The following is an 8,477-nucleotide window of genomic DNA, read 5'->3' on the forward strand; positions in this document are numbered from 1 at the left end:
ACATGCTGTCACTATCTGTGCGTATTGACTACAGTGTGTAATGAGACTAAGGGGTGTCCCCACACCCCACGCACCACCCCCCACATCAACGCGCGTTCCCCGAGATGATCCCCCGCGCACCCTTCCGCAGCAGGTCGGCAGCCACCCACGCCCCCAACTCCGCCGCGTTCTCCACCCGCTCCCACTCCTGCGAATACACGAACCGGCCACCCTCCCGGGAGAACACCATCCCCCTCAAACACAGCTGCCCATCCGCCGTGAACGTGGCGTGCCCCGCGATCGGCGAGTTGCACCGCCCCTGCAACCCATGCAACATCGTCCGCTCCGCCGTCACCCACGTGCGCGTGGCCGCGTCGTCCAACGACCGCAGCAACTCCACCAGGTCCGTGTCCGCGGCCTTGCACTGCACCCCGATCACCCCCGACCCCACCGCAGGACACATCACCTCAGCGTCCAACACCTGAACCGCCCGGTGCTCCATACGGATACGCCGCAACCCGGCAGCGTTCAGCACCAGCCCCTCCCACACCCCTTCGCTATCCAAACGTGCGATCCGCGCGTTGACGTTGCCCCTGATCCGGTCCACGTGCAGGTCCGGTCGGTGCTTGAGGAGCTGGGCCTTCCTCCGCACCGCCGACGTACCCACCCGGGTCCCCGGTGGCATCTCCTCCAGACACGAGTACCGCGACCCCTCCCGCAGCACGAGCACGTCCGCGACCTCCTGCCGGGGCAGAAACGCGGCCAGGGTGGTCCCACGCGCGAGCGGTACATCACCGGGGATGTCCTTGACCGCGTGCACCGCGAAGTCGACATCACCCAGTAGAAGATGGCGATCCAGTTCCTTCATGAACGCACCCTTACCTCCCAGATCGGCGAGGTCCCCCTGCCACAGGTCACCGGAGGTTTCGACCGGCACGATCTCCACCCCCACCCCCAGACCGGCGAGCTGGTCACGGACGAGACGGGCCTGGGCCAAGGCCATGGGAGAGGTACGGGTCCCCAACTTCAGGGCGGGCCGGTCGGTGAACGTTTGGGCGAAGTACTCGATGGTGCGGGTCGCGGACACGGCGGGGGTGTTGCTGGAGATCGGCACGAGCGTGGACATAGGAGCCTTTCAACGTGGTGTGTTCGGTGGGTGTTTCTTCAGGGCTGAATGGCTGTGGTGAACAGTCGGTGGTCGGTGACCATCAGCCCCCGGGGCAGATGGACGCGGGTCTCCTCGGGGGTGGTGGCGGTGCGTTTCTCGCCGGTTTCCGCGTTGCGGAGGAGCCACTGGCTGGGCCTGCCCGGGGTCGTGCGGATGTTCCATCCGGGGCAGGTGGGGGCGTCGTCGGTCATGTCCTCGTTCTCGTCCTGGTGGTGGGTGCGGGGCCGGGCAGGGGAAGGAACGCCCAGCCCCGGGACTGTGGTGGGGGGCCACCGGGCTCCTCACGCACCGGTGACCCCCGCAGGGAAGCCGCCACCCATCCCCCTCGGGGCAGCGTTGTGGTCTTGGGTCCCGGACCCCGGTGAGCCAAACCGGGGCCCGGGTGTGGTGCGGCAGCGGAAACCCCCGGCACGGACGGTGGGGGTGCGTCGCCACCGCACCAGCTCAGGGGGTGTCGGCCTGGTTGAGGAGGGCGGCGATGTGTTCTTTGGGGTAGCGGCGTGCTCCGCCGGGGGTGCGGAAGGGTTTGAGGACGTTGTCCCAGTCGCCTCGGTGGAGGCTGCGGGTGCGGATGTTGAACAGCTTCGCGACTTCGCTGGGTGTGAGGACGTCGGGGCGTCCGTCGAGGAGGTAGCTGTAGTCGGGCATGAGGGGCTTTCTGTGTTCTGTGTGTGGTTGGGGGTGGCTGGAGGTCCCGCCTCCTCGGGGAAGGAGGAGGCGGGACCTGGGACCGGTGCGGAGGACACCGGCCCTTTGTCCGCGCCGTCACGGAGGGACGGCGCGGAGACCGAAGGGCGACCAGAGGGGCTGGATTACCAGGGGAAGACGGCGCGGACGGTGATCGCACCGCAGGAGTGTTGCTTCCAGTCCCAGTAGGAGCACAGGGCCTCGACCAGGCGCAGCCCGTTGCCGCTGGGGCGGAGCGGTTCGGGGGCGGGTACGGCCGGGAACGTGGGTTCCTCTCCGGGGCGGGGGCCGTTGTCGGTCACCCGGAGTTCCAGGTGACGCAAGGTGCGTTCCACTTCCACGCGGACGGTGCCGTGGGGAAGGCCGGACGCGGTGTGGCGGAGCGCGTTCGTGGTCATCTCGCTTACGGCGACGCTGACCGGTTCGGCCAGGCTTGGCCGGGAGCGGGTGGCCTGGGCGGCCCAGCGGCGGGCGATCTTGACGTGGCCCAGGTCGGGGCCGAGCAGGATGCCTGATTTGGTGCTGGTTCCGCACAGTCGGCGTGGAAGCGTCGGGACCTGGACGATAGGCTTGTTCATGTCTCACCTCGGGCTATTCGGGGTGGGGCACTCTGCCTCGGCGGTCGCTCTCTACTTCGGTCGCCGAGGTTTTTTGTGCCTGGGTGTGGGGCCGTCCCGTCCGTCGATGGGGACGGGCGGGACGGCGCTGGTGCCCCGGTGAGGGGCGGGAGTACGTGGGCCGATCTTGCCGACCCCGTGACGCCAAGATCCCACTCCGCAGCAGCGTTTTGAAGATCAGAAAACGTTCTGGCCAGTACTGAATACTTCGCCGCAAGTTCTGTCTACTTCTCGTAGACTTCGGACTACCATCTTTGGTTACATGGGGTAATGGAAGTTGAACGGAACCCCTTGGATGTCCGGTTTGGTCATGCCCTCATGCGCGCTCGGAAGCGGGCAGGCATCCAACAGGACGGCCTCGCACGCCATCTCAACTGCACACCCGGACATATCTCCCATATAGAGAACGGCCGCCGAAAGCTGAACGAATCGAAGATCGCTGACCTGGACGAGTTCCTGGGAGCCAAGGGGCGGCTGGTCCGCACCTATGAGGAGGTCTACCAGCCGGAACACGTCGACTGGATCGGTGAGTTCCGGCAGATGCAAGCTGAAGCGGAGATGATCCGCGAATATCAGAACAGCTTGGTTCCTGGCACGATCCAGCATCCCGAGTACGCGGCCGCCACTATTGCTGCAGGCGCTCCGTGGCTGTCACCTGCCGAGGCAGAGGAACGGCTTCGCGAGCGAATGGACTGGGGGGAAGAAGTTCTTCGCCCAGGCGGGCCGCAATACCATGCTGTGCTCGATGACATCACGGTAGTGCGGTCGATTGGCCCAAGCCAGATGATGGTCAAGCAGATTGACCGGATCATCGAACTGGCCGAAAGCGGACGAATCATGGTCCAGCTGCACGGCTGGGACCAGTACCCACATGCCGGACTTGACGGCCCGTTTTCGCTGCTAACGTCCTCGGCAGCACCGGATCTTGTGCACGTGGAGTCGGTCTACCGTGGCCAGAACACGGATGACCTGAAGGACGTGCGCCGGTTCGGGATGCTGTTCAGTAGATTACAGGCGACCGCAAGGTCGCCGCTGGAGTCCGTGAAGTTCCTCAAGGAGATGAGGGAAAGATATGGCCAACCGTAAGGGTGAGTGGCACAAGTCCAAATACAGTTCGGGTGGGCAGAACTGCGTTGAGGCCCGGGAGTCTGCGGAGGGGGCGGACATCCGTGACACTCAGAACCGGGAGCTGGGCCACCTCACGGTGCCCGCGCTGGAGTGGACTGCTGTTCTCGCCGTCACGAAGGGGTGAACTGTGAGGTCTGACTGGCACAAGTCCAGCTACAGCGGTCACTCAGGTGAGTGCGTGGAGGTCAAGGAGGGTCCGGAGATGGTGCTCGTCCGTGACACCCAGAACCGCGAGTTGGGTCCTGTTGGATTCACAGCCCATGCGTGGAGCGCCCTGCTCGGCACCCTCGCCGCGCAGTAGATCACGAAGCACGTGAATCGGCCCTCGCCCAGTCCTAGTGGGCGGGGACCGATCCTATTGTTCACACCGGATGAGGCTACCCCGCAGCGGCGGCCGTGCCCATAGGCCGAAGGACCCCTACCGGGGTATCCACCCACAGCCGAGTCCCCTCCTGGTCCACGGTCACGCCGAGCTGGTCCCGGCCCGGCTTCCCGCACCGAACCCACTCCTCCCACGCGGCGCCGATCTCCGCCCACAGGTCCCGGGACCCGGCCCGCTTCGTGGTGTAGGGGCCACCGGCCGGGACGTACTCGCCGAGTGCCCACGACCCGTCCGGGGTGGCGACGTACACACTGGCCTCACCCGCCCACTCGGGGCGGTCCTCGGTGGCCTCGTACACGGCGTACCGCAGGTCCGGCGCCAGGTGGCCGAGGACGAGCTGCCATCCCTGGTTGCGGTAGGCGACCAGACGCGGGTTCACGTCGGTACTCCCAGCCTGCACGCCGGGAGCGTCCTCGTCCACCAGCTCCCGGAGCCGACGGGGGTCGGGGCGTTGGGAACGCAACACCATGAAAGGCGCGTCGTCCACGATCCGGCCCGTCGCGGTGCCGTCCTCCTGGACGACCAGGCGCACCAGCACCCCCGGTTGGTTCCCGACCTCGAACGGGGTCACGATCACCCCGCCCGGCCACACCTGCCGAACCCACGCGTGGGGTATCCGCCCGCGGGCCGCGACCGTGGAGAGCACCCGGTGGTACATGCCCGTGCCGACACCGATCTCCAGGGGAGCTGCCCCATCGGTGTCCAGCACCATCGGCGCGTACCCGGCCCGCGCGAGGTTGTCGACCGCGATCCTGGCCAACTCCCGGTCGATCTCCGCGGACACCACCGCTTTCTCCCCGAGCACGTGACACAGCAACGCCGTGTTGTAACCCGTTCCCGTCCCGACCTCCAACACCCGGTGCCCATCGACGGCGTCGAGCTGTTGAAGCATCGCGACCACGAGCGAGGGCTGGCTGATGCTGGAAGTCACCCTGCGGCCCCGGCCATGGGCTCCGGCGGGATGCCCGTCATCCACCTGGGTCGCGAGCGCGAAGTCGCCCGCCACCCAGTCGGCCCACCTGGGGTCGGAGCGGGTCACAGGACACTCCCACCCGGGATGCGCCTGGTCCTTGCCGTACAGGGTGTCGGGTATGAACGCGGTCCGGTCCACGGCGAGGACCGCCCGGTGCCACACGGGGTCGGTGAAAACCCCACGGGAGGCCAGGAGCCGGGCCAGAGCCCGCCCCGGGGACGCGTCGCCCATCAGGTGGGCCTCTGCCCGTCTTGGGAGGGGGAGGGGAAGCCTTCGTTACCGTGGTCGTTGGGGCGGCTTCCGTCCGTGCCTCCGGAGCCTCCGCTACCGCCATCGGTGGGTTTGTCGGGATCGGCGTGTCGTCCCACGGTGTCCTCCACAAGGGGTGAGGGGTCCTGTCACTGACAGTAGCCCGCCGCACGGTAACTGTCAGTGGTTTCGGCGGGCAGCGGCCGTCTCGCCCCGCCCGGAGAACATCCCGGGGCCCGGACGGCGGTCGGGACGATGGTGAAGAACCGCGCCAGAGAGCCGAGCCCGGGGCCGATCGACCACCCTGTGCGCCAGGTGTGTCCACGCGCTCAGGTGTTCGCGTGCGGAGTCCACGCAAATCAGCAGTTCGGCGGCGTTCCACGGTTCCAGGGGGCGGAGTTCGGCCCCATCGTCCAGCCAGTACGAGAACACGGACGCTCCTCCAGCCGTTCAGGCGGTGCCGCTACCGCTGCTGGTGACGGGGAAGCGCTGGACCAGGTCGGCGTAGACCGAGGCCGCGCCGGTCGTGGGAACGGCATGGCCTAGGGGTTCGGTGAACACGTTCCGCCCGTCATCGCCCGGCCCGGCCGCGAGTACGTCAAGGATGTCCGGAACCTTCGCGGCGAGGAACGTCCCCTCCTTGCTCGGGATCGCGTTGCGCAGGGAGAAGAACGAGACCGGGGGCGGCATCATCGTCTCCCCCTTGCTGTCGGTGAGCCGGACACCGGTCCAGAAACGCCCGACCATGAGCTGAACGGGCGCGTACAGGTTGCGGGCCAGCCAGGCGGGCCACTGCATCAGGCGTCGCGCGCGTCCCTCGTCGCCGGGGCCGAGGACCGCGATGTTCCGACAGGCCAGGGGACCGAGTTCCCGACGGTCCCGGCGAAGCAGTTCGGCGCTCTCGACGAGGGCTGCGAACAGGTCCGCCTCGTCGCCGGGGCCAGCCTCCACGGCGCTCCAGACCGTCAATCCCTTCTCGACGGAGGGGCCGAGGTAGGGGCAACGGCTGATCATGTCCCGTTGGTGCGCGCTGAGCCCCGGATGGATGTCGTCGGGGTTCGTGGTCCCCGAGGAGAGGCGGCGGATCATGCGTCCTCGCTGTTCGTCTCATGGAAGCGGGGCAGCGGGCGACCACTGCCCCGCCCGTCGCCGCACGATGGCGTCGGTCGGTCAGTCGTCCTCGTCGTTGGTGGTCGGGGTGCAGTCCCACATGGTGACGAGGGGAGCGCCAGCCAGGTAGTTCCGGTAGAGGATGGTGTCGATGGAGCCGTCAGCGGTGGCGAACCAGACCGGGGACAGCTCTCCGAACTCCTCGTGGTAGCGGTTGATCCAGGACGGCGTACCCGAACCCGCCTCCTGGCGGTGGCCGACAGGGCGGCCGATCGCCTGTCGGCAGAGCGTTTCGTACTCGGGGGTGCCGAGCAGGCGGTGCCACTCGGCGTCGATGTACCCGGAGAACATCTCGGGGGCCTGGTCGGCGGTCCGGGCGATGGTGAAGAACCGGGCCAGCTCCCTGTGGGCGGTCTCAGGGGCGACGTACCTGAATATCCAGGAGAGGAGTGCATCAGTCAAGAGCGGAAGGTGACTGGACGTGGACGATCCGTGATGTCCAGTGCCACGGAAGGCGCGCGCCGGGCGATTGGGCGCGACCAGATGATCACATTGGGTTACTGTCTGCTTGCGGGCGGGTACCGTTCGCGGACCCGTCCCGCCCCCGCCCCGGCCCCGACGACAGAGAGCACGCGCGTTGCTGACCTACATCCTGCGCCGCCTGGGCGCCGGACTCCTGCTCCTGGCCGTGGTCACCATGGTCACCTTCGCCATCTTCTACGTGGTGCCCCGGTGGGCGGGGCGCACCGTCGAACAGCTGGCGACGATGTACGTGGGCCGCGCCCCCACACCCGAGGCCATCCAGGCCACCATCGACCGACTGGGCCTGGACCGGCCCGTCGTCGTGCAGTTCGGGGAGTTCGTCCGGGGCCTCTTCCTGGGCGCGGAGTACCGGTTCGGCGGCGACACGATCGAGTGCGCGGCACCGTGTCTGGGCTACTCCTTCCAGACCTACCAGGAGGTCTTCCCCGAGATCGTGGCGCGGCTGCCGGTCACGGCGTCACTGGCCTTCGGCGCGGGGGTGATCTGGCTGGTGGGCGGCATCCTGGTCGGTGTGGTCTCCGCGGTGTGGAAGGGCAGCCTGTTCGACCGGCTGGCGATGGCGGTCGCCCTGGCGGGGGTGTCGCTGCCGATCTTCTTCACCGGGCTGCTGTCCCTGGCCTTCCTCGTGCACGCCTGGGGGCTGTTCGGCACGCCGGGCTACGTCCCCCTGACCGAGGACCCGTCCAGGTGGGCGCAGGGGCTGCTGCTGCCGTGGCTGACGCTGGCCTTCCTGCACGCGGCCATGTACGCGCGCCAGACGCGCGCGGGCATGCTGGAGACACTGGGCGAGGACTACATCCGCACCGCCCGCGCCAAGGGCCTGAGCGAACGCAGGGTGGTGCTCAAACACGCGCTGCGCCCCACGCTGACCCCGATCGTGACCATCTTCGGCCTGGACCTGGGACTGGTGCTGGGCGGCGCGGTCCTGACCGAGCAGGTGTTCTCGCTGAACGGGATCGGCCGGTACGCGGTCACCGCGATCATGCAGAGCGACCTGCCGGTGATCCTGGGCGTGACGCTGTTCGGCGCGTTCTTCATCGTGCTCTGCAACCTGGTGGTGGACCTGCTGTACCCGCTGATCGATCCGCGCGTGCGCATCCACGGATAGCCGCTTCGGGCACACGCGCAAGGAACACGGCCCGGTCCGCCGGGCCCGGGGACGAAGAGGGAGGGGCCGCGTGAGCGAGTCCGCGGTGTCGGGGCCGGTCGTGCGGGTGGACGACCTGCGGGTGACGTTCCCGACCATGGACGGTGACGTCCGGGCGGTGGACGGTCTGTCCTTCGCCGTGCCCGTCGGGGGAGCGCTGGGCATCGTGGGTGAGTCGGGCTCGGGCAAGAGCGTGACCTCGCTGGCGCTCATGGGCCTGCACCGGGGCAGCCGGGCGCGGATCACCGGTGCCATCGAGGTGGCGGGCACCGACGTCGTCGGCGCCTCGGACAAGAGACTGAGGCGGATGCGCGGCGACGACATCGCCATGGTCTTCCAGGACCCCATGCAGTCGCTGCACCCGCAGTTCACCGTCGGCAACCAGCTGGTGGAGGCGCTGCGCGTGCACCGGTCCGGGGTGTCGCGGTCCCGTGCCCGCGAACGCGCGGTGGAGTCGCTGGAGCGGGTGGGCATCCCCGAGCCCGCCAAACGGG

The 8,477-nt window shown here is 68.2% G+C and carries 12 protein-coding genes; 5 read left to right on the plus strand and 7 right to left on the minus strand.

The window, feature by feature from the left end; genetic code table 11:
* Positions 1-85 precede the first annotated feature (85 nt).
* The 4 genes from hemC to ACSIH6_RS38645 form a co-directional block, all read right to left on the minus strand.
* Positions 86-1,105, minus strand: coding sequence for a hydroxymethylbilane synthase (hemC, locus tag ACSIH6_RS38630; RefSeq protein ID WP_435113729.1), 1,020 nt, complete (start codon positions 1,103-1,105; stop codon positions 86-88).
* A gap of 38 nt (positions 1,106-1,143) precedes the next feature.
* Positions 1,144-1,338 carry a hypothetical protein gene (locus ACSIH6_RS38635; protein WP_435113731.1) on the minus strand — a complete coding sequence of 65 codons (195 nt, stop codon included), beginning with the start codon at positions 1,336-1,338 and terminating at the stop codon, positions 1,144-1,146.
* 253 nt (positions 1,339-1,591) lie between these two features.
* Positions 1,592-1,795, minus strand: coding sequence for a helix-turn-helix domain-containing protein (locus tag ACSIH6_RS38640; protein WP_435113733.1), 204 nt, complete (start codon positions 1,793-1,795; stop codon positions 1,592-1,594).
* 164 nt (positions 1,796-1,959) lie between these two features.
* Positions 1,960-2,412: an ATP-binding protein gene (locus tag ACSIH6_RS38645; protein WP_435113735.1), complete on the minus strand. Its 453-nt coding sequence runs from the start codon at positions 2,410-2,412 to the stop codon at positions 1,960-1,962.
* Positions 2,413-2,721: 309 nt separating this feature from the next.
* Here ACSIH6_RS38645 and ACSIH6_RS38650 point away from each other — a divergent pair, with 309 nt between their 5' ends.
* Genes ACSIH6_RS38650 through ACSIH6_RS38660 form a run of 3 tightly spaced genes read left to right on the plus strand, consistent with a single transcriptional unit; the run spans position 2,722 to position 3,880 of the window.
* Positions 2,722-3,537: a helix-turn-helix domain-containing protein gene (locus tag ACSIH6_RS38650; protein ID WP_435113737.1), complete on the plus strand. Its 816-nt coding sequence runs from the start codon at positions 2,722-2,724 to the stop codon at positions 3,535-3,537.
* On the plus strand, positions 3,524-3,703 hold the full coding sequence (locus tag ACSIH6_RS38655) for a DUF397 domain-containing protein (RefSeq protein WP_435113739.1): 180 nt from the start codon (positions 3,524-3,526) through the stop codon (positions 3,701-3,703). The genes ACSIH6_RS38650 and ACSIH6_RS38655 overlap by 14 nt, the downstream gene beginning before the upstream one ends.
* Positions 3,704-3,706: 3 nt before the next feature.
* Positions 3,707-3,880, plus strand: a complete 174-nt coding sequence (locus ACSIH6_RS38660) for a DUF397 domain-containing protein (protein ID WP_435113741.1) — start codon at positions 3,707-3,709, stop codon at positions 3,878-3,880.
* A gap of 76 nt (positions 3,881-3,956) precedes the next feature.
* Here ACSIH6_RS38660 and ACSIH6_RS38665 read toward each other — a convergent pair whose 3' ends face one another.
* From ACSIH6_RS38665 to ACSIH6_RS38675, 3 genes are all read right to left on the minus strand, one after another.
* Positions 3,957-5,165, minus strand: coding sequence for a methyltransferase domain-containing protein (locus tag ACSIH6_RS38665; RefSeq protein WP_435113743.1), 1,209 nt, complete (start codon positions 5,163-5,165; stop codon positions 3,957-3,959).
* A gap of 468 nt (positions 5,166-5,633) precedes the next feature.
* The gene (locus ACSIH6_RS38670; RefSeq protein WP_435113745.1) at positions 5,634-6,272 is read right to left on the minus strand and encodes a hypothetical protein; all 639 of its coding nucleotides are present in this window, start codon (positions 6,270-6,272) and stop codon (positions 5,634-5,636) included.
* 81 nt (positions 6,273-6,353) lie between these two features.
* Entirely contained in the window at positions 6,354-6,755 is a 402-nt protein-coding gene (locus ACSIH6_RS38675) for a glycine-rich domain-containing protein (protein WP_435113747.1), read from the minus strand.
* Positions 6,756-6,930: 175 nt separating this feature from the next.
* Between ACSIH6_RS38675 and ACSIH6_RS38680 the strand changes: the two genes are divergently transcribed.
* Both ACSIH6_RS38680 and ACSIH6_RS38685 read left to right on the plus strand, forming a co-directional pair.
* A complete protein-coding gene (locus ACSIH6_RS38680; protein ID WP_017566868.1) occupies positions 6,931-7,944 on the plus strand; it encodes an ABC transporter permease in 1,014 nt (337 codons plus the stop codon).
* Positions 7,945-8,014: 70 nt separating this feature from the next.
* Positions 8,015-8,477, plus strand: a 463-nt coding sequence (locus ACSIH6_RS38685) for an ATP-binding cassette domain-containing protein (protein ID WP_435113749.1), incomplete at its 3' end; no start/stop codon positions are given.

Source organism: Nocardiopsis synnemataformans (assembly GCF_965343085.1).
Classification (GTDB): Bacteria; Actinomycetota; Actinomycetes; order Streptosporangiales; family Streptosporangiaceae; genus Nocardiopsis; species Nocardiopsis alborubida.

Excerpts from the sequence above, each read along its gene's own strand:
- hemC (WP_435113729.1), bottom strand. The coding sequence starts at position 1,105 with ATGTCCACGCTCGTGCCGATCTCCAGCAACACCCCCGCCGTGTCCGCG.
- ACSIH6_RS38635 (WP_435113731.1), bottom strand. The coding sequence starts at position 1,338 with ATGACCGACGACGCCCCCACCTGCCCCGGATGGAACATCCGCACGACC.
- ACSIH6_RS38640 (WP_435113733.1), bottom strand. The coding sequence starts at position 1,795 with ATGCCCGACTACAGCTACCTCCTCGACGGACGCCCCGACGTCCTCACA.
- ACSIH6_RS38645 (WP_435113735.1), bottom strand. The coding sequence starts at position 2,412 with ATGAACAAGCCTATCGTCCAGGTCCCGACGCTTCCACGCCGACTGTGC.
- ACSIH6_RS38650 (WP_435113737.1), top strand. The coding sequence starts at position 2,722 with ATGGAAGTTGAACGGAACCCCTTGGATGTCCGGTTTGGTCATGCCCTC.
- ACSIH6_RS38655 (WP_435113739.1), top strand. The coding sequence starts at position 3,524 with ATGGCCAACCGTAAGGGTGAGTGGCACAAGTCCAAATACAGTTCGGGT.
- ACSIH6_RS38665 (WP_435113743.1), bottom strand. The coding sequence starts at position 5,165 with ATGGGCGACGCGTCCCCGGGGCGGGCTCTGGCCCGGCTCCTGGCCTCC.
- ACSIH6_RS38670 (WP_435113745.1), bottom strand. The coding sequence starts at position 6,272 with ATGATCCGCCGCCTCTCCTCGGGGACCACGAACCCCGACGACATCCAT.